Annotated in this window: 13 protein-coding genes; 8 read left to right on the top strand and 5 right to left on the bottom strand. The window is 52.7% G+C overall.

Annotated elements, in window-relative coordinates; genetic code table 11:
• The first annotated feature begins 14 nt into the window (after nt 1-14).
• The gene (clpA, locus tag ACOZIO_RS06260; RefSeq protein ID WP_421595112.1) at nt 15-2297 is read left to right on the top strand and encodes an ATP-dependent Clp protease ATP-binding subunit ClpA; all 2283 of its coding nucleotides are present in this window, start codon (nt 15-17) and stop codon (nt 2295-2297) included.
• 221 nt (nt 2298-2518) lie between these two features.
• Here the strand turns inward: clpA and infA are convergent, their stop codons facing one another.
• The 5 genes from infA to trxB form a co-directional block, all read right to left on the bottom strand.
• The gene (infA, locus tag ACOZIO_RS06255) at nt 2519-2737 is read right to left on the bottom strand and encodes a translation initiation factor IF-1 (protein WP_002211347.1); all 219 of its coding nucleotides are present in this window, start codon (nt 2735-2737) and stop codon (nt 2519-2521) included.
• Nucleotides 2738-2830: 93 nt separating this feature from the next.
• Nucleotides 2831-3565: a leucyl/phenylalanyl-tRNA--protein transferase gene (gene aat, locus ACOZIO_RS06250; protein ID WP_129952472.1), complete on the bottom strand. Its 735-nt coding sequence runs from the start codon at nt 3563-3565 to the stop codon at nt 2831-2833.
• Between the two features lie 50 nt (nt 3566-3615).
• Nucleotides 3616-5337 (bottom strand): heme ABC transporter ATP-binding protein/permease CydC, encoded by a 1722-nt coding sequence (gene cydC / locus ACOZIO_RS06245; protein ID WP_421595109.1) that lies wholly within the window; start codon nt 5335-5337, stop codon nt 3616-3618.
• A 2-nt stretch (nt 5338-5339) separates the two neighbouring features.
• Nucleotides 5340-7106 (bottom strand): heme ABC transporter permease/ATP-binding protein CydD, encoded by a 1767-nt coding sequence (gene cydD / locus ACOZIO_RS06240; RefSeq protein ID WP_129952474.1) that lies wholly within the window; start codon nt 7104-7106, stop codon nt 5340-5342.
• A 148-nt stretch (nt 7107-7254) separates the two neighbouring features.
• On the bottom strand, nt 7255-8223 hold the full coding sequence (gene trxB / locus ACOZIO_RS06235) for a thioredoxin-disulfide reductase (RefSeq protein WP_120161190.1): 969 nt from the start codon (nt 8221-8223) through the stop codon (nt 7255-7257).
• 733 nt (nt 8224-8956) lie between these two features.
• Between trxB and lrp the strand changes: the two genes are divergently transcribed.
• The 7 genes from lrp to dmsA all read left to right on the top strand — a co-directional run bounded on the left by lrp (nt 8957) and on the right by dmsA (nt 21795).
• Entirely contained in the window at nt 8957-9451 is a 495-nt protein-coding gene (lrp, locus tag ACOZIO_RS06230) for a leucine-responsive transcriptional regulator Lrp (protein WP_013574775.1), read from the top strand.
• 120 nt (nt 9452-9571) lie between these two features.
• The gene (locus tag ACOZIO_RS06225) at nt 9572-13048 is read left to right on the top strand and encodes a DNA translocase FtsK 4TM domain-containing protein (RefSeq protein ID WP_129952475.1); all 3477 of its coding nucleotides are present in this window, start codon (nt 9572-9574) and stop codon (nt 13046-13048) included.
• A 196-nt stretch (nt 13049-13244) separates the two neighbouring features.
• Nucleotides 13245-13856 carry an outer membrane lipoprotein chaperone LolA gene (gene lolA, locus ACOZIO_RS06220; RefSeq protein ID WP_421595106.1) on the top strand — a complete coding sequence of 204 codons (612 nt, stop codon included), beginning with the start codon at nt 13245-13247 and terminating at the stop codon, nt 13854-13856.
• A gap of 7 nt (nt 13857-13863) precedes the next feature.
• Nucleotides 13864-15207: a replication-associated recombination protein A gene (locus ACOZIO_RS06215; protein ID WP_129952477.1), complete on the top strand. Its 1344-nt coding sequence runs from the start codon at nt 13864-13866 to the stop codon at nt 15205-15207.
• A 107-nt stretch (nt 15208-15314) separates the two neighbouring features.
• Complete coding sequence (gene serS, locus ACOZIO_RS06210; RefSeq protein ID WP_421595105.1) at nt 15315-16607, top strand: serine--tRNA ligase; 1293 nt, start codon at nt 15315-15317, stop codon at nt 16605-16607.
• Between the two features lie 201 nt (nt 16608-16808).
• A complete protein-coding gene (ynfE, locus tag ACOZIO_RS06205; protein ID WP_421595103.1) occupies nt 16809-19265 on the top strand; it encodes a selenate/tellurate reductase subunit YnfE in 2457 nt (818 codons plus the stop codon).
• Nucleotides 19266-19347: 82 nt separating this feature from the next.
• Nucleotides 19348-21795 carry a dimethylsulfoxide reductase subunit A gene (dmsA, locus tag ACOZIO_RS06200; RefSeq protein WP_129952479.1) on the top strand — a complete coding sequence of 816 codons (2448 nt, stop codon included), beginning with the start codon at nt 19348-19350 and terminating at the stop codon, nt 21793-21795.
• Nucleotides 21796-21801 lie beyond the last annotated feature (6 nt).

Raw genomic sequence — 21801 nt, 5'->3', positions numbered from 1 at the left:
TTTGGGAGGTGCCTATGCTCAATCAAGAACTTGAACTCAGTCTCAACATGGCTTTCGCAAGAGCCCGTGAGCACCGGCATGAGTTTATGACCGTGGAGCACCTGTTGCTGGCACTGCTCAGCAACCCTGCTGCCCGTGAAGCGCTTGAAGCTTGTACAGTGGATTTAGTGGCCCTGCGCCAGGAACTGGAAGCCTTCATCGAGCAAACCACACCTACCTTACCTGCCAGTGAAGAAGAACGTGACACCCAGCCTACGCTGAGTTTCCAGCGCGTTCTGCAACGTGCGGTATTCCACGTGCAATCTTCTGGCCGCAGTGAAGTGTCCGGCGCCAACGTTCTGGTCGCAATTTTCAGCGAGCAGGAATCTCAGGCAGCCTACTTACTGCGCAAACATGATGTCAGCCGCCTTGATGTGGTGAACTTTATCTCGCACGGTACCCGTAAAGATGAATCGGGCAGCCAGGCGCAAAACAATGCGGAAAACCCAGTTAACGAAGAACAGTCGGCAGGGGAAGATCGTATGGAGAACTTCACCACTAATCTTAACCAGTTAGCGCGTGTAGGTGGTATCGATCCGCTGATTGGCCGTGATAAAGAACTGGAGCGCGCCATTCAGGTGCTCTGCCGTCGTCGTAAAAATAACCCGCTGCTGGTGGGTGAATCCGGCGTTGGCAAAACAGCCATTGCTGAAGGGCTGGCATGGCGAATCGAGCAGGGCGATGTGCCTGAAGTCATGGCCGATTGTACCCTGTTTTCTCTGGATATTGGTTCGTTGCTGGCGGGAACGAAATACCGCGGCGATTTCGAAAAACGTTTCAAATCTCTGCTCAAACAGCTGGAGCAGGATAAGAACAGCATTCTGTTTATTGATGAAATCCACACGATTATTGGTGCCGGTGCGGCGTCCGGTGGTCAGGTGGATGCGGCAAACCTCATTAAACCGTTGCTGTCGAGCGGTAAAATCCGGGTGATCGGTTCGACAACTTATCAGGAGTTCAGCAATATTTTTGAAAAGGACCGTGCCCTGGCGCGTCGTTTCCAGAAAATTGATATTACTGAGCCAAGCGTTGAAGAAACCGTCCAGATCATTAACGGCCTGAAAACCAAATACGAAGCGCATCACGATGTGCGTTATACCGCGAAAGCGGTGCGTGCGGCGGTTGAGCTGTCGGTTAAATACATTAATGACCGCCACCTGCCGGACAAAGCCATCGACGTGATTGACGAAGCAGGCGCACGCAGCCGGTTAATGCCGGTCAGCAAGCGCAAGAAAACCGTCAATGTCAGCGATATTGAAAGCGTCGTGGCACGTATTGCCCGTATCCCTGAAAAAACGGTGTCTGCAACCGACCGTGATGTGCTGAAAAACCTGGGCGACCGTCTGAAAATGCTGGTCTTCGGACAGGATCCGGCCATCGAAGCATTGACTGAAGCCATCAAGATGAGTCGTGCCGGTCTGGGTCAGGATCATAAGCCTGTCGGTTCATTCCTTTTCGCCGGTCCGACGGGTGTAGGGAAAACCGAAGTGACCGTTCAGCTGGCGAAAGCGCTGGATATCGAACTGTTGCGTTTTGATATGTCTGAATACATGGAACGTCATACGGTCAGCCGTTTGATCGGTGCACCTCCGGGCTATGTTGGTTTTGATCAGGGCGGTTTGCTCACGGATGCGGTGATTAAACATCCTCACGCCGTCGTGCTGCTCGATGAAATCGAGAAGGCACACCCGGATGTCTTCAACCTGCTGCTGCAGGTCATGGACAACGGTACGCTGACCGATAACAACGGCCGTAAAGCAGATTTCCGTAACGTGATCCTGGTGATGACCACTAACGCCGGTGTTCGCGAAACGGAACGTAAATCGATTGGTCTGGTGCATCAGGATAACAGCCCGGATGCTATGGAAGAGATCAAACGGACCTTTACGCCGGAATTCCGTAACCGTCTGGACAATGTTATCTGGTTCAACCATCTGTCTACGGAAGTTATCCAGCAGGTTGTCGACAAATTTATCGTCGAACTGCAGGCGCAGCTGGATGCGAAAGGCGTTTCTCTGGAAGTCAGTGACGAGGCTCGCGACTGGCTGACAGTGAAAGGCTACGACCGTGCGATGGGTGCACGTCCGATGACCCGTACCGTTCAGGAAAACCTGAAAAAACCACTCGCCAACGAGCTGCTGTTTGGCTCACTGGTAGACGGGGGTTCCGTCTCGGTTGCACTGGATAAGGCTGCTGACAAGCTCACTTATCACTTCATGAGTGCGCAGAAGAAAAAACCGGAAGGTGCGGTGCATTAATTTTTCATAAAGCATGAAAAAACAAAAGGCGATGTGAAAACATCGCCTTTTTTCTTTCTGAAACTCTGTGTTTAATTGCAGTAATTAGTGAGGGATTTCAGAAAGGATAATGGAACAAAATGCCGGATTGCGGATACCACAAAACGCCCTTGCAACAGCAGGAAGGGCGAAGAGGGTATCCTCAGGTATCGCCGGAAAATCAGCGATGAGTGAGCCGCTTATTAACGGCTACGGAAGACAATGCGGCCTTTGCTCAGGTCGTACGGGGTCAGCTCTACAGTGACTTTGTCGCCCGTCAGGATGCGGATGTAGTTCTTACGCATTTTACCGGAGATGTGAGCGGTAACTACGTGTCCGTTTTCTAATTCTACGCGGAACATAGTGTTTGGCAGCGTATCAAGTACGGTGCCTTGCATTTCAATGTTGTCTTCTTTGGCCATCGAATCCTCTAGGTCTAACTACCATAGTTTTTAACCGGCAAGATAATGCCGAAAAACCCACATTATGTAAAGAAGTATGGTCCATGACCGCACCTATTCCCTATCCTTCGGGAACACCGGCAGGTCTTCATCATGTGGGGATAAGTCTTGTGGCAACCAGCAATCCGGCGCTAACGCATGTTGTGAAAGTTCGGATAACTGCTGCAAAAATTGGCGGCGGGGGATCTCTCTCGCACCCAGCGACGCAGTGTGAGGGTTGAGCACCTGACAGTCAATCAGTTCTCCACCATTGCGGGAAAAATGTTGGCAAAAAAGCATAAGCGCGCATTTGGAGGCATTTTCCCGGCGGCTGAACATCGACTCGCCGCAAAATAATTTGCCAACAGAAACGCCATATAAACCGCCAACCAGCTCATCACCTTCCCAGACTTCTACCGAGTGCGCGCGCCCGGCTTCATGCAATTCCTGATACCCGCGCTGTACCAGCGGCCCGATCCAGGTGCCATCTTCACGCTGCATGGCGCAGGCATGAATCACCCGCTCAAACTGCTGATTGAGGGTGAAACGGAACGGCATCTTGCGCATAAAACGTTTCAGACTGCGGCTGGCATGGCGTTCTCCGGGAACCAAAATCGCACGCGGGTCAGGCGACCACCAGAGGATCATCTCTCCGGGCTCGAACCAGGGAAAAATGCCATGCTGATAAGCGGAAAGCAGACGGGGGGCGGTGAGATCGCCTCCGATAGCCAGCAGGCCATTCGGCTCCTGCAATGCAGTTTCAGGCGCCGGGAAATTCACTGAATTGGCCTCAAGCTTAACTAACCGCATAGATCTCCTTATCCGGCGGACAGGTCCGCCGTAAACCATAAACAACCACCTCAGGCGCGGGCGAGGAATCTGGCATAACGACTTTGTGCCGCGGCTAACGTCTGGTGATCACCTTGTTCAACAATCTGCCCCTCTTCCATGACGCATATCCTGTCGAGGGCTTCCAGACCGTGTAAACGGTGCGTCACTAAGAGTAGCGTCTTATTCTGACAATGTTTATGCAGCAGAGCCAAAATATGCTGTTCTGTTTCTGCATCCAGCCCTTCCGTCGGTTCATCCAGCAACCAGAGGGGTGCATTATGCAATAACGCACGGGCCAGTCCGATCCGGCGCTGTTCGCCGCCGGAAAGCTGACGTCCGCCTTCACCGAGCCAGGCATTCAGACCCTCGTTTTCTAAAAGTTTATGTAAATCAACCTGTCTCAACGCTTCTGCAAGCTGTTCATCGGTACTGTGTGGTGAGGCCATGCGCAGGTTTTCACGCAGCGTGGTATTAAATACATGCGCACGCTGGCTGACCACCGTGATCATTGTGCGCAGCGTGGCTTCGTCGTAGCCCTCAATGGCATGACCGTTGATTTCCAGTGACCCGCTGCTGATATCCCAGCCGCGTGTCAGCAATTGCAGCAGGGTGGATTTACCACAACCGGTCTGGCCGAGCAGGGCGATATGCTCACCGGCGCGGATATCCAGCGTAATATTTTTGAGAACCGGCAAAGGCTGACCAGGATAAGTGAAATTCACCTTTTTCAGCGACAGGCTGATCTGTTCACCAGCCAGCGGGCCTTGTGACGGGAAGGTCACATCAGCGGGCTGATCGATGATCTGGCTGACACGCTGAGCTGAGGCGATAACCTGACCGAGATGCTGGAATGCGGCGGCTACAGGTCCCAGCGCTTCGAATGCCGCCAGCGGGGTGAAGACAAACAGCGCGATCAGCGCACCCGGTTGCGGGAACTGACTGATACCACCGGCAGCTAGCCACAGCATCAGCGTAACGGTCAGACCGGCCGCGGCAATCACCATAGCCTGCGATAAACCGGTAAGTTTTGCCTGCTGTTGCTGGCGCAACATCCAGCGCTGTTCGATATCATTGAGTTGCTGGCGGAAACGTGGCTGAGCGCCGAAAACCACCAGTTCAGACTGCCCCTGTAACCACGAAGCCAGTTGCATCCGGTAGTCACTGCGCAGCGCCGTCAGTTCGCGGCCTGCGGGTTTTCCTGCACGATAGAAAATCACCGGCAGGATCAGCATCAGCACCAGCATAATCCCACCCAGCGTCAGCGCCAGCTTCAGGTCAAGGAAACTCAGGCCCGCTGTCACAAGGATGATGACAACCAGTGCACTTACCAGCGGAGATATTACCCGAAGGTATAAGTGATCGAGCGTATCGACATCAGCAACCAGGCGGTTAAGCAGATCCGCCTGACGGAAGCGCGCAATGCCGCCCGGCGACAACGGCATGATTTTTGTGAAAGTAAACACCCGCAAATGCGCCAGCACGCGGAAGGTTGCGTCATGACTGACCAGCCGTTCAGCGTAGCGACCTGCGGTACGGAATATGGCAGCACCCCGCACGCCAGCGGCGGGAAGCATGTAGTTGAAGCTGTATAAACCGGCGATACCGGCCACCGCAGAGGCCGCCAGGAACCAGCCGGAAAGCGTCAGCAGGCCGATGCTCGCCAGTAAGGTGACGATAGCCAGAATGACGCCCAGTGACAAACGGAACCCGTGGCGGCGGTACAGGGCGAGATAAGGCAGAAGGGTTTTCATGATTACAGCTCCTTATTCCGCCGGGAAAGCAGACGGGCGAATAAACCGTTCTGAGCCACCAGTTGCGCGAAGGTGCCGCGCTCAGCGATCAGGCCTTTATCCATCACCCAGATTTCATCGTAGTCACGCGTATCTTCCAGTTGATGTGTGACCAGCAGGGAGGTTTGTGCTTTTGACGCGTCGTTCAGCGCATTCATCACACGCTTTTCGCTGTGCGCGTCAAGACTGGCCGTGGGTTCATCGAGCAGCAGCAAACGGCACGGACAGAGCAGGGCGCGGGCAACGGCGACACGCTGAGCCTGGCCGATGGATAACCGCGCCGCGCTGTCGCCCAGTTCGGTTTCCAGCCCCTGTGGTAAGAGCGGCAGGAATTCGTTCACATAGGCACGGTCGATGGCGGACTGAAGCTGCTCGTGGCTGACATCCGGCTGACTGAGGAGGATATTGGCGCGCAGGGTAAGTTCCGGCAGGTGCGGATTCTGGCCGACCCAGCTTAGCTGTTTACGCCATTCTTCTTTACGTAATGATTGCAATTCAATGCCGCTGACGGTAACGGAACCCTGATAGGGCAGGAAGCCCAGCAAGGCGTTGAGCAACGAACTTTTACCTGCACCGCTCAGGCCGACGATCGCGATACGCTGCCCGGTCTGAACATTAAATGTTAACGGGCCGGCCAGCGTTTTACCTTGCGGCGACTGAATAATAACGTCGCGGGCTTCCAGTGACACTGCCTGTCCGGCTGGCCAGTGTTGCTCGCCGTCCCCCATATCAGCACTTTCTGCGCTGAGGAAGGTGACGAGACTTTCGGCAGCCCCCACCGCCTGCGCTTTGGCGTGATAAAACGCGCCCAGATCACGCAGAGGCTGGAAAAATTCAGGGGCGAGTATCAGCACCAGGAAACCGGCGAACAGGGTAACAGGGGTACCGTAGCTGCCGAAATTGAGCTCACCGAGATAGGAGAAACCGAAGTAAACCGCGACAACTGCGATGGAAATAGACGCGAAGAATTCCAGCACTGCGGAGGATAAAAAGGCCAGGCGCAGGACGTCCATCGTGCGGGCACGAAAGTTTTCAGTTGAACGTTTGATCTGATCGATTTCCGCTGTGCCGCGATGGAAAAGACGAAGCGTATCGAGGCCGCGCAGGCTGTCTAAAAAATTCCCGCTCAGACGTGCCAGCGCCACAAAGTTACGTCGGTTCGCCTCCGCTGCACCCATCCCGACCAGTGCCATAAACAGCGGAATAAGCGGGGCGGTCACCAGCAGTATCAGCCCGGCAGCCCAGTTAACCGGGAAGACGCTGACCAAAATAAGCAGAGGGATGATACCTGCCAGGGCAATCTGCGGCAGGTAGCGGGAATAGTAATCCTGCATATCTTCGATTTGCTCAAGAATGATGCTGGCCCAGCTGCCCGCCGGTTTTCCATGGATCCAGGCAGGACCGAGTTTTTCCAGACGGTCGAGTACCCGCTTGCGCATTTCCTGACGTATCACCCGTCCGCAAATAAAACCCACCTGTTCACGCAGCCAGGTGACGACAGCGCGCAGAACAAACGTCAGCGCCATTAACAGGAAACTTTGCAGCAAGGCATCTCGCGGGGTGTGCTCAATGATCAGGCTGTGCAGTAATCCGGCCATCAGCCACGCCTGCGCGAGGATCAGCAAACCGGAAAGTAAACCCAGCATCATAGACAGACGTATCCAGCCTTTGGCGCGTGAGCTTTGTTGTTTTAACCAGCGGATAAGTTCTTGTTGTCGTGTTTTATTCATCAGGCATCAGTCTGTGCAGCAATCCGGATGGGAGGGCGCTCATGTTACATGCTTGGCTCAACACTGAAAACAATAAGGCGGCAATTAAGCCGCCTTATTCGTTACTCTTTGTGTGGACTCTTCGTCCGATAACTCGCCGCAGGCGTAATTATAAATCTGGTGCCTGGGATAAACCGTCCAGATAGCGTTCTGCATCCAGTGCGGCCATACAACCGGTTCCGGCGGAAGTGATCGCCTGGCGATAGATGTGGTCCATCACGTCACCCGCGGCGAAGACGCCCGGAATGCTGGTCTGGGTGGCATTGCCATGCGAGCCGGACTGCACTTTGATGTAGCCATCTTTCAGTTCCAGCTGGCCTTCAAAAATACCGGTATTCGGGCTGTGGCCGATAGCGATGAACACGCCTGCCACATCCACTTGCGATTTCTCGTCAGTGCGTACATCAAGCAGGCTCGCGCCCGTTACACCCATCTGATCGCCAACCACTTCATTGAGGGTCTTGTGGGTATGCAGAACGATATTACCGCTGGCCACTTTGTCATTGAGGCGGTCTACCAGAATTTTTTCTGCACGGAAGCTGTCACGACGGTGAATCAGATGCACTTCAGAGGCAATGTTTGCCAGATAAAGGGCTTCTTCGACAGCGGTATTGCCGCCGCCGACAACCGCGACTTTCTGGTTGCGGTAGAAAAACCCGTCACAGGTTGCACAGGCTGAGACGCCGCGACCTTTGAACGCTTCTTCGGAAGGCAGGCCGATATAACGTGCCGAAGCGCCGGTAGCGATAATCAGCGCGTCACAGGTGTATTCGCCACTGTCACCGGTCAGACGGAACGGACGATTCTGCAAATCGACTTTATTGATGTGGTCGAAAATGATCTCAGTATTAAATTTGGTGGCATGCTCGTGCATACGTTCCATTAAGCCCGGACCGGTCAGACCTTCCGGATCACCCGGCCAGTTTTCCACTTCGGTGGTGGTAGTCAGCTGCCCACCTTTTTCCACCCCGGTAATTAATACCGGATTGAGGTTTGCACGCGCAGCATAAACCGCTGCGGTATAACCCGCCGGACCGGAGCCCAAAATCAATAATTTACTGTGTTTAACCGTACTCATGCGTAATTCATCTCCGCGATGGCGACAAGCGATAAACCGATTGTAGGGAAAACGGCGCAGTAAAAAAAGCAAACTCAGATGTTGTTAACGATTTGTCTGATAGTTTTTATTGTGCAACCCGAGTAAAAAGAGTTTCGCCAATATCGATGAAGCAGGTAACTGTTTGATGGATAGGATGAAAAACAACCATTCTGACGACCATATGTGATGAACGTTGCTCATCAAAACGTGTTAATTCGGGCACAATTCAGGACGCTTTGTAGGGATTTTGCAGAAATAACGCGTGAGATGCGTTGTTATTGTTCAAAGAGAAAAGATAGCTAAAAAGGGGGTACCAGCTTTTCAATCTGGCACGTTCTTCTGATTTTGCTTCTTTTACTTTGACAATCCGCTGTGCATTTGCGAAAACATCAGGGGAAGGAGAAATTAACTGCCTGTCTGTGACTTGAATTTATGCCATTGGCTGCTACCGGACCTGTTCCGGTCTTGTTTTTTGGCTTTTCGGTTGCAGCAGGGATGAGTGAATCAGGTTGTTTGTTGACAACCTATTAATTTCGCAGGGTTATTTCTTTTGAGTATCCGCTTTACGGCCGTGTTCCTTTTGACAGGGGATCAACGCGGCTTTTGGATGCGTAAACCTTAATCATCGGGTCTTCGCTTGGGACAACCCTTAGACATTGAAGTTGGCTGGGGTATGGCAGGTGCAGGGAAGGACAGCAGAGAGACAATAATAATGGTAGACAATAAAAAGCGTCCGGGAAAAGATCTCGACCGTATTGACCGTAACATCCTCAATGAATTGCAGAAGGATGGCCGGATTTCAAACGTCGAGCTTTCCAAACGTGTGGGATTATCTCCAACTCCATGTCTGGAGCGCGTTCGTCGTCTGGAACGTCAGGGCTTCATCAATGGTTATACTGCATTGCTCAACCCGCATTATCTGGATGCCTCGTTGCTGGTATTTGTTGAAATTACCCTCAATCGCGGCGCGCCGGATGTGTTTGAGCAGTTCAATGCGGCAGTGCAAAAACTCGAAGATATTCAGGAGTGTCATCTGGTTTCAGGGGATTTCGACTATTTGTTGAAAACCCGCGTACCTGATATGTCTGCTTACCGTAAGCTCTTAGGTGAGACTTTACTTCGTCTGCCTGGTGTTAACGACACCCGCACCTACGTGGTGATGGAAGAAGTGAAGCAGACAAATCGCCTGGTCATTAAGACCCGGTAATTGTTCTGGTGCAAAACCTTGTCATTTTAGCTACACTCCTGTGTATCTATACAGCTATGGCGCCGGGGAGTCTCGGCGCTGTTGCTTTTTCTCAGTTCACAGGAACCTGGAGAGCCTTTCTTGAGCCAGGAATATACAGAAGATAAAGAAGTTACCCTAAAAAAACTGAGCAATGGCCGCCGTCTGCTGGAGGCTTTGCTGGTTGTGGTGGCGATTTTTGCTGCTTATTTAATGGCAGCATTGGTGAGTTTTAACCCCTCAGATCCCAGTTGGTCTCAGACCGCCTGGCATGGGCCAATTCATAACTGGGGTGGAGGTGTAGGTGCATGGATGGCCGACACGCTGTTCTTCATCTTTGGCGTATTTGGCTACGCGATACCCCCTATTATTCTGTGTCTCTGTTGGGCGGCTTTCCGTCAGCGGGATAGACAGGATTTCGTCGATTATTTTGCCCTTTCGCTGCGCCTTATTGGCACGCTGGCGCTCATTGTCACGTCTTGTGGTCTTGCGGCCGTCAATATTGATGACCTGTATTACTTCGCTTCCGGCGGTGTAATCGGCAGTTTGCTCAGTACCGCGATGACCCCGTACTTCAATAACGTGGGGGCGACCCTGGTTCTGCTGTGCGTCTGGGCTGCCGGTCTGACTTTATTTACCGGCTGGTCCTGGCTGACCATCGCTGAAAAGATCGGCGGCGCAGTGCTGGGTGTGACGAATATCGTGACCAACCGCTCCCGTCGCGATGAAGATTATGATTACGACGAGCATGACGATCCGCTACTGGAAGACGACGCAAAACCTGTCGCTAAAGTTGCGCCTGCCGTCGCTGCGGCAAGCGTTGTCACAGCATCGGCAGTTGCTGCTGAAGCCGATGAAGATGATGTGCTGTTTTCTGCACCTTCCGTGAATGAGCCTGCTGCTCAGGTGTCTTCGGTAGCCAGCCCGGCGGAAGCTGAACCTGCAGCGGTTGTGAGCCCGGCACCGGCAGCCGATCCTTATGCCGCTGAACCGCCGGTTGCTAATATTGCACCGCCGCCGGCACCGGCTGCAGCTACTCCGCCGTTATACAATTTCGAGATCCCGGAAGAAACACCGGTACCGCGCCATCCGCAACCCGTTCAGCAATCTCCTTCACCCGCGCCCGTTGAGCGCAGAGAGGACGATGGGCCGAGCCTGGGCAACTGGCAAACGGCAGTGGAACATTCCCGTTCTCCGTTTGATTTCAGTTCAGCGGTGCCTGATGCCGGTCAGGCAGCCAGCGTGGCGGCCACCGCAGCACTGGCGACTGGTCTTGCGCAGGCAGGACAGTCAGCGGCATCTTCTGTGGGTAACACCTTTATGCCGGCTTTCAGTGCGGTGAGCGATGAAAATCCGCAGGTGAAAAAAGGCTTTGGCCCTGAGTTACCACGTCCTAATCCGGTGCGTATACCTACGCGCCGTGAGCTGGCCTCATATGGCATTAAACTTCCTTCCCAGCGTATGGCAGAGCAGCAGGAACAGGCGCAGTCAGCGACGACGCAACGGGATGCCGAACAAAGCGTATGGCATAACGACTCTCTGGCGCAGGCTGACGAGGAAGCCATGCAGGAAGCAGCATTGCAGCAAGCCTTTGCGGCTCAGCAGCAAGCGCGTTATGGCGATGCAGAGCCTGCTGATGAACCGGATGCCGCCGCCTTGCAGGAGGCCGAATTACGCAATGCGTTTGCGGCGCGTGAGCAGGCCCGTTATGAGCAGGATGTCGAACCGCAAAGTGGTGTGCTTCAGCATCATCATTCACAAAGTCACCAGGCTGTATCACCCGCTGTTGCAGCGGATGATTTTGCCGCTGCGGCCATGAAGCTCAGCCAGCATGATGCCTTCAGTTTCTCGCCAATGGCTGATCTGATTGACGATACGCCTTCTGAGCCGCTGTTTACCTTGCCGGCACAAGCGGAAGAAGAACCGCAACCTGCTTTTGCGCAGCAACCTTATCAGCGCGCTGCGGCCTCTGAGCCCGTGCAGCATGCCCAGGAATATGAGGCTCCTCGTCAGTCTGCGCCATCGGTACAGCCGGATATGGACAGTTTGATCCACCCGTTCCTGATGCGTAATGAGCAGCCGCTGATTAAACCGACCACGCCGCTCCCATCGCTGGATTTGCTCACTTCGCCTCCGGCTGAAGCGGAGCCGGTGGATGAGTTCGCGCTGGAACAGATGGGCAATCTGATCGAAGCACGCCTGAATGATTACCGGATTAAAGCCGATGTCGTCGGGAAATTACCCGGGCCGGTGATCACCCGTTTTGAACTGGATCTGGCGCCGGGTGTTAAAGCCGCACGTATTTCCAACCTTTCGCGTGACCTTGCCCGCTCATTGTCAGCAGTTGCGGTGCGTGTTGTGGAAGTGATCCCAGGCAAACCGTATGTCGGCCTGGAGTTACCCAATAAAAAGCGCCAGACCGTCTATCTGCGTGAAGTGCTGGACTGTGCGAAATTTAAAGAAAGTACATCACCCCTGACGATTGTCCTGGGTAAAGATATTTCCGGTGAACCTGTTATCGCCGATCTGGCGAAAATGCCTCACTTGCTGGTTGCCGGTACGACCGGTTCCGGTAAGTCCGTCGGCGTTAATGCCATGATCCTGAGTATGTTGTACAAGTCCAAACCGGAAGATGTGCGCTTCATCATGATCGATCCGAAAATGCTCGAATTGTCAGTGTATGAAGGTATTCCGCATCTGCTGACCGAAGTCGTGACCGATATGAAAGATGCCGCCAATGCGCTGCGCTGGTGTGTCGGTGAAATGGAGCGTCGCTATAAACTGATGTCGGCGCTGGGTGTGCGTAACCTTGCCGGTTACAACGAGCGGGTACTGGAAGCGGAAGCAATGGGGCGTCCGATCCCTGATCCATTCTGGAAGCCCGGCGACGGAATGGCTGCGGAGCCGCCGTATCTGCAGAAAGAACCGTTTATCGTGGTGATGGTCGATGAGTTTGCCGACCTGATGATGACCGTCGGTAAAAAAGTGGAAGAGCTGATTGCGCGTCTTGCTCAGAAAGCCCGTGCGGCAGGTATTCACCTGGTTCTGGCGACGCAACGTCCTTCCGTTGACGTCATTACCGGTCTGATTAAAGCCAATATTCCGACCCGTATTGCTTTTACGGTGTCGAGTAAAATTGACTCCCGTACTATCCTGGATCAGGGCGGCGCAGAATCCCTGTTGGGGATGGGTGATATGCTGTATATGGCACCCAACTCCTCGATTCCGGTTCGTGTTCACGGGGCTTTTGTCCGTGACCAGGAAGTGCACGCGGTCGTGCAGGACTGGAAGGCGCGCGGTCGTCCAAAATACATCGAAAGCATTGTTTCCGGTGGCGATGATGGTGAAGGGGGCGGTTTAGGTCTGGACGGTGATGAAGAGCTTGATGCTCTGTTTGATCAGGCTGTTGCATTCGTTGTCGATAAACGTCGTGCGTCAATTTCCGGCGTTCAGCGTCAGTTCCGTATCGGTTATAACCGTGCGGCGCGAATTGTTGAGCAAATGGAAGCGCAGGGCATTGTCAGTACGCCGGGCCATAACGGTAACCGTGAAGTCCTGGCACCGCCGTCACACGAATAAAACTGTACCGATCTGCCTGTATTTTGTTAAGAAGGGTCGCGAATGCGACCCTTGTGCAAAGAAGCGTAAAACAACGTTTTTTCAGATGATTGAGCTACCTTCTGGGCGTCGCCTCGGATAGAGTTCGCACCATACGTCTTTTGCCTGTGTAAAAGGCATCGTCTGAAGTTTATGGATTTCTGAGGTAAGAATAAGAATGAAAAAATTGTTAATGGTAGGGTGTTTACTGACCGCATTTACCTCCGCTTCCGTATTAGCGGATGCCAGCAGTGACCTTAAATCCCGTCTGGGTAAACTTAATACTTTCCATGCCAGTTTTACACAGACGGTCACCAGCGATGATGGTGCAGCTGTTCAGCAGGGTGAAGGTCAGTTGTGGGTGAAACGTCCAAACCTGTTTAACTGGCATATGACCACGCCAGATGAAAGCATTTTAGTTTCTGATGGTAAAACCCTGTGGTTCTACAACCCGTTCGTTGAGCAGGTCACGGCGACCTGGCTGAAAAATGCTACAGGCAACACGCCGTTTATGCTGATCACGCGTAATGACAGCAGTGACTGGGCAAAATACAACGTGAAGCAGAAAGGCGATGATTTCGAATTAACGCCGAAAACGGCGACCGGTAATCTGAAACAATTCGCGATCAACGTGACCCCTTCAGGCACTATCAAAAGCTTCACTGCCGTTGAGCAGGACGGGCAGAAAAGTGCTTATACATTGAAAGGCGAGCAAAATACGTCTGTTGATGATGCCAAGTTTAAATTTACTCCGCCGCAGGGTGTGACGGTGGACGACCAGCGTCAGTGAGGTTAGTTTGAGTAATCTGTCACTCGATTTTTCCCAAAACGAATTCCAGCCACTGGCCGCCAGGATGCGGCCAGTTACCCTTGCAGAATATATCGGACAGCAGCATCTGTTAGCGCCAGGCAAACCTTTGCCACGGGCGATTGAAGCAGGGCAATTGCATTCTATGATTCTATGGGGTCCGCCGGGCACCGGGAAAACAACGCTGGCAGAACTGATTGGCCGCTATGCAGACGCCGACGTCGAACGGATATCGGCGGTGACCTCCGGCGTCAAAGATATTCGTGAAGCGATTGAACGTGCCCGGCAGAATCGCGATGCCGGACGCCGTACCATTTTGTTTGTTGACGAAGTTCATCGCTTTAACAAAAGTCAGCAGGATGCATTCCTGCCGCACATTGAAGATGGCACCATCACGTTTATTGGTGCGACCACCGAAAACCCCTCTTTCGAACTCAATTCCGCATTGCTGTCTCGTGCCCGTGTGTATTTGCTGAAATCACTGACCTCTGAAGATATCGAGAAAGTGATTGATCAGGCATTGACGAATGCGGAGCGCGGTTACGCCAACGAGAAAATCCGTGTTCCGCCGGAAACCCGTCGTATGCTTTCGGAGCTGGTGAATGGCGATGCACGCCGTGCGCTGAACAGCATTGAAATGATGGCCGATATGGCGGAAATCGACGCCAAAGGTTACCGGACACTTACGCCGGAATTGCTTACTGAGATTGCCGGTGAACGCAGTGCGCGCTTTGATAATAAAGGCGATCGTTTTTACGATTTAATCTCTGCTTTGCATAAATCAGTACGGGGTTCTTCGCCTGATGCGGCGCTTTACTGGTACGCCCGCATCATCACTGCCGGTGGTGACCCGTTGTACGTGGCGCGACGTTTGCTGGCGATTGCGTCAGAAGATGTGGGTAATGCGGATCCGCGTGGCATGCAGGTGGCTCTCGCTGCCTGGGATTGTTTTACTCGTGTGGGTCCGGCTGAAGGTGAGCGTGCAATTGCGCAGGCTATCGTATATCTGGCCTGTGCTCCGAAAAGTAATGCGGTTTATACGGCGTTCAAATCAGCCATGCGTGATGCCCGGGAAATGGCAGATTTCGATGTACCGGAACACTTACGTAATGCACCGACGAAGCTGATGAAAGAAATGGGGCTGGGTGCCGAGTATCGTTATGCGCACGACGAACCGAATGCCTATGCTGCGGGCGAAGATTATTTCCCGCCTCAAATGGCCCGTACGCAGTATTATTACCCGACATCACGCGGCCTTGAAGGCAAGATCGGCGAAAAGCTGGCATGGCTTGCCGAACAAGATCAAAATAGCCCGACAAAACGCTACCGCTAATTTTATCGTTGCGGTAAGGTTATCCGTGATAACTCTTTGACACGCTGTCGTTTCAGTCAGTGTGCATCGTCAAATTAACATTCAATAACGACACGTACAGGATTAGCATGCTGGATCCCAATCTGCTGCGTAATGAGCTAGACGCAGTTGCAGAAAAACTCGCTCGCAGAGGTTTTAAACTCGATGTGGAAACGCTGCGTTCTCAGGAAGAACGCCGCAAAGTCTTGCAGGTAGAAACGGAAACTCTACAGGCTGAACGTAACTCCCGATCGAAATCTATCGGTCAGGCAAAAGCCCGTGGCGAAGACATCGAACCCCTGCGTCTGGAAGTGAATACGCTGGGTGAGAAGCTGGATGCCGCGAAAGCGGAACTGGATGCATTGCAAAATGATATCCGCGATATCGCTTCTGCTATTCCAAACATGCCTGATGACTCTGTGCCCGCCGGTAAAGATGAGAACGATAACCAGGAAGTCAGCCGCTGGGGTACGCCGCGTCAGTATGATTTCGCCGTGCGTGATCACGTATCGTTGGGCGAAATGGCAGGCGGTCTGGATTTTGCCGCGGCCGTAAAACTGACGGGTGCGCGTTTTGTGGTGATGAAAGGGCAAATCGCCCGTATGCATCGCGCGCTGTCGCAGTTCATGCTGGACTTACACACAGAACAACATGGTTATCTGGAAACGTATGTTCCGTATCTGGTCAATCAGGAAACGCTGTTTGGTACCGGTCAGCTGCCAAAATTTGGCGAAGATCTGTTCCATACCAAACCACTGAGTGAAGAAGCGGGCAGCAGCAATTATGCGCTGATCCCAACGGCAGAAGTGCCGCTGACTAACCTGACTCGTGATGAAATTCTTGAAGAAGAATCTCTGCCACTGAAGATGACGGCGCATACCCCTTGTTTCCGTTCAGAAGCCGGCTCTTATGGCCGTGATACCCGCGGGTTGATCCGTATGCACCAGTTCGACAAAGTTGAAATGGTGCAAATTGTGCGTCCTGAAGATTCAATGGATGCACTGGAAGAACTGACCGGTCATGCGGAAAAAGTGCTTCAGTTGCTGAATCTGCCGTACCGCAAGGTTCTGCTGTGTACCGGCGACATGGGCTTTGGCTCATGCAAAACCTACGATCTGGAAGTCTGGCTGCCAGCGCAGGATACTTACCGCGAAATTTCTTCATGTTCAAACATGGGTGATTTCCAGGCCCGCCGTATGCAGGCGCGTTGCCGCAGCAAAACTGACAAAAAACCACGTCTGGTTCATACCCTGAATGGTTCTGGTCTGGCTGTGGGTCGTACGCTGGTGGCTGTGCTGGAAAACTACCAGCAAGCTGACGGCCGTATTGAAGTGCCGGAAGTATTACGTCCTTACATGGGCGGTTTAGAATATATCGGCTAATCCCGTTATATATGCAGTAATATAGCGAAAAAGCGCCTGAGGGCGCTTTTTTTATGCATAAAATCGTGCGCTGCATTAAGAATTCCTCATTTCCGCCAACACAACCCTGCCTTTTTTGATAGCAGACAAAGTTTCCTACCTCCTTATTAGTAGTATCCCTGCATTCTAAGTGGGTAACTACTTTATGACCGGAGCGGGAAAATGTCGGTAATCGAACCTGAAGTCATCACGATAAAAAGTGGTATCAGCCGCCGGACGCTGATGAAAACATCAACGCTGGCAGGACTGGCCATTGCCGCGGGCGGCGTATCTCTGCCATTCAGCCGCAAAGCACTGGCACAGGCTGTGGGTGAAGTGAAAAATTCTGCACCTGAAGACAAAGTGGTCTGGGGTGCCTGCTCGGTTAACTGCGGCAGCCGCTGCGCCCTGCGTTTACATGTACGTGATGATGAAGTGTACTGGGTTGAAACCGATAATACCGGACATGACATCTACGGTGACCATCAGGTTCGCGCGTGTCTGCGTGGACGCTCAATCCGCCGGCGAATGAACCATCCGGAGCGTTTGAATTACCCGATGAAGCGCGTCGGTAAACGTGGCGAAGGTAAATTCAGGCGCATCAGCTGGGAAGAAGCCTTTGATGAAATTGCCAATAACCTGAAGCGTATTGTTGCTAAATATGGCAATGAGGCCGTTTACATCAACTACACCTCCGGCGTTGTCGGCGGCAATATCACCCGTTCTTCCCCTTACGCCTCGCTGGTTGCCCGCCTGATGAACTGTTACGGTGGCTTCCTCAGTCATTACGGGACTTACAGTACCGCGCAAATCGCCTGCGCCATGCCATACACTTATGGCAGTAATGATGGCAACAGCACATCAGATATTGAAAACAGTAAGCTGGTGGTGCTTTTCGGTAACAATCCTGCCGAAACGCGCATGAGCGGTGGCGGTATCACCTATTACCTGGAGCAGGCGCGTCAGCGTTCCAGTGCCCGTATGATCGTGATCGACCCGCGCTACACCGACACTGCTGCAGGCCGTGAAGATGAGTGGATCCCGATCCGTCCGGGAACCGATGCTGCACTGGTCGCCGGTCTTGCACATGTGCTGATCACCGAAAACATGGTCGATCAGCCTTTCCTCGATGCCTGTTGCGTGGGCTACGACGAAAAAACCTTGCCCGCAGATGCACCCGTAAACAGCCACTACAAAGCGTACATTCTCGGTCAGGGCGAAGATGCGACGGCGAAGACGCCTGAATGGGCATCCCGTATTACCGGCATTCCTGTGGATCGCATCGTTAAACTGGCCCGCGAAATCGGGCAGGCCAAACCTGCCTACATTTCTCAAGGCTGGGGCCCGCAGCGCCAGGCCAATGGCGAGCTGACGTCACGTGCTATTGCTATGCTGCCGATTTTAACCGGTAATGTCGGCATTAATGGTGGCAACAGCGGGGCGCGGGAATCCACCTATACCATTACCATTGAACGTATGCCGGTGCTGGAAAATCCGGTAAAAACACAGATTTCCTGTTTCAGCTGGACTGATGCCATCGCGCGCGGCCCGCAGATGACTGCTAAAGCAGATGGTGTTCGCGGCAAAGACAAACTGGATGTGCCGGTCAAGTTCATCTGGAACTATGCGGGTAACACCATCACCAACCAACATTCCGACATCAATAAAACCCACGATATTCTCCAGGACGACGCGCAGTGCGAGATGATCGTTGTGCTGGAAAACTTCATGACTTCCTCGGCAAAATACGCCGACATTCTGCTGCCTGATCTGATGACTGTTGAACAGGAAGATATTATTCCCAACGACTATGCCGGGAATATGGGATATCTGATCTTCATCCAGCCTGCGACGTCCGCTAAGTTTGAACGTAAAGGCATCTACGAGATGATGAGCGAAGTGGCTCGTCGTCTTGGCCCGGATGTGTACAACAAGTTCACGGAAGGGCGTACCCAGCGGGAATGGCTGCAATATCTGTATGGCAAAATGCTGGCGAGAGATCCGGCATTACCTGCTTATGAAGAACTGCGCGAAATGGGGATTTATAAGCGCAGGGATCCGGCCGGACATTTCGTGGCTTATAAAAAATTCCGTCAGGATCCTCATGCCAATCCGTTGAAAACCTCTTCCGGTAAAATCGAAATTTATTCCTCTGCACTGGCGAAAATTGCCGGCGAATGGGAACTGCAAAAAGATGAAACGATCAGTCCGCTGCCGGTATATGCCTCAACCTTTGAAGGCTGGGACGATCCGAAACGCAGTCAGTTCCCGCTGCAAATGTTCGGTTTTCATTACAAAGCCCGCACCCATTCCACATACGGCAACATCGACGTGTTACAGGCATCCTGCCGCCAGCAGGTATGGATCAACCCGATTGATGCCAAAACCCGTGGTATTGAGAACGGTGACAAAGTGAAAGTGTTTAATGACCGGGGTGAAGTGCGCGTGTCGGCCAAAGTTACCCCGCGCATCATGCCCGGCGTTGTTGCTATGGGGCAGGGCGCATGGCATCAGGCCAATATGAGTGGTGACCGTATTGACCATGGTGCCTGCATGAACACGCTGACGACCCAGCGCCCGTCCCCGCTGGCGAAAGGTAATCCTCAGCATACGAATTTGATTCAGATAGAAAAAGTCTAAAGAAGCCACGGCCCAGGAGCCAGGTTCAGTGACATGGTTGTTAAATTTTCGTCCTTAAGATAAGGGCGCAACGGAGTAAGCAATGTCGGATTCAAACAGCAAGAAAACGGGTTCAGGCGGAGGGATCAGCCGCCGTGATCTGGTTAAGGGAACTACGCTCGCCGGTATGGCAGCTGCCGTCGGGGGCATATCACTGCCATTTAAATCAATACGTGCTGAAACACGTCAGGATTCGGTTAAAACCGCAGATGAGAAAATTGTCTGGAGTGCATGCACCGTCAATTGTGAGAGCCGTTGCCCGCTGAGAATGCATGTTGTCGATGGGGTGATCCGTTATGTCGAAACGGATAACACGGGTGATGACAATTACGAAGGATTGCACCAGGTCAGGGCTTGTCTGCGCGGCCGCTCTATGCGGCGGCGGGTCTACAATCCTGATCGTCTCAAGTACCCAATGAAACGTGTAGGTAAGCGCGGCGAAGGTAAATTTAAGCGTATCAGCTGGGATGAAGCCTTAGACATGATTTCGGGTAGCCTGAAAGATGTTATTCAACGCTTTGGCAATGAAGCGGTTTATCTTAACTACGGTACCGGTACATTAGGCGGCACGATGACCCGTTCATGGCCACCGGGAAAAACGTTGATTGCCCGCCTCATGAACTGCTGCGGTGGTTATCTCAATCATTATGGTGATTATAGTTCTGCACAGATTGCTGCGGGTCTCAACTATACCTACGGTGGCTGGGCGGATGGTAACAGCCCGTCAGATATCGAAAACAGCAAGCTGGTGGTTTTCTTCGGTAATAACCCTGGTGAGACCCGTCTTAGCGGCGGAGGGGTGACGTACTATCTTGAGCAGGCGCGACTGAAATCTAATGCGCGCATGATCATTATTGATCCCCGTTATACCGACACTGGGGCCGGTCGTGAAGATGAATGGATACCGATTCGTCCGGGGACTGACGGCGCACTCGCCGCGGCGTTAGCGTATGTGATGATTACTGAAAATCTGGTCGATCAGCCGTTCCTGGACAAATATTGCGTTGGTTACGACGAGAAAACTTTGCCCGCAGGCGCACCCGCCAATGGGCATTACAAAGCGTACATTCTGGGCGGTAGCGAGGACGGTGTCGCCAAAACGCCTGCATGGGCGTCAAAAATCACCGGCATTGCTGTGGATAAAATTATCAAACTTGCCCGCGAAATAGGGCAGGCAAAACCAGCATTTATTGCGCAGGGCTGGGGGCCTCAACGCCACTCAAACGGCGAAATTGCAACCCGTGCGATTGCTATGTTAGCGCTCCTTTCAGGAAATGTGGGCATTAACGGCGGTAACTCAGGCGCAAATTCGGGTTCTTACAGTCTGCCATTTGTACGTATGCCGACGTTCGATAATCCGGTGACTACAAGCATTCCGTTTTTCCTTTGGACGGATGCGATCAAGCGTGGACCCGAACTGACGGCGGTGCGAGACGGTATTCGGGGTAAGGATAAGCTGGATGTTCCTATCAAGTTTATCTGGAATTATGCCGGTAATAGCTTGATCAATCAGCACTCTCAAATCAATCGCACTCATGACATTCTTCAGGATGATAAGCAGTGCGAGATGATTGTCGTCATAGATAACCATATGACCTCTTCGGCAAAATATGCCGATATCCTCCTGCCTGATTGTACGGCTTCCGAACAGATGGATTTCTGCCTGGATGCTGAGTGCGGCAACATGGCTTATGTAATTTTCGCCGACCAGGCTATTAAACCGCGCTTTGAATGCAAAACCATCTATGAGATGACTACAGAACTGGCTAAACGCATGGGGGTTGAACAGAAGTTTACTGAAGGGCGCAATCAGGAAGAATGGATGCGCCATTTGTATCAACAATCTGTGAAGGCTATTCCTGAACTTCCCGATTTTGACACTTTCCGCCAGCAGGGAATTTTCAAAAAGCGTGACCCGGAAGGACATCATGTTGCCTATAAGGCATTCCGTGAGGATCCTGAGGCTAATCCTCTGGAAACAGCTTCGGGAAAAATTGAGATCTATTCCGCCCCACTGGCTGAGATCGCCGCGAAATGGCAACTGGAAAAAGATGATGTCATTGATCCGTTGCCTGTTTATGCCGCCGGATTTGAAAATTACGATGACCCGATTGCGAGCCGCTTCCCGTTGCAACTGACAGGCTTCCATTTCAAAGGGCGTGCGCATTCCACCTACGGTAACGTCGACGTGCTTAAAGCGGCCTGCCGGCAGGAAATGTGGATCAACCCGATGGATGCTGCGCAGCGTGGCATCACCAACGGCGACATGATCCGTATTTTCAACGACCGTGGTGAAGTGCAGATCGCCGCCAAAGTGACCCCGCGCATGATGCCAGGCGTTGTGGCGCTCGGTGAAGGAGCGTGGTATTCCCCTGACAGCAAAAAAATTGACCGTGCGGGCAGCATCAACGTACTGACTTCTCAAAGACCTTCACCGCTGGCGAAAGGTAACCCCTCTCATACCAACCTTGTGCAAGTGGCTAAGGTTTAACGGAGT

Origin of the sequence: Rahnella sp. PD4, assembly GCF_049199325.1 — a bacterium.
In the GTDB taxonomy this organism is placed as follows: domain Bacteria; phylum Pseudomonadota; class Gammaproteobacteria; order Enterobacterales; family Enterobacteriaceae; genus Rahnella; species Rahnella perminowiae.
The sequence above is the reverse complement of the archived record's forward strand: the minus strand, read 5'-3'. Positions and strand labels throughout refer to the sequence as shown.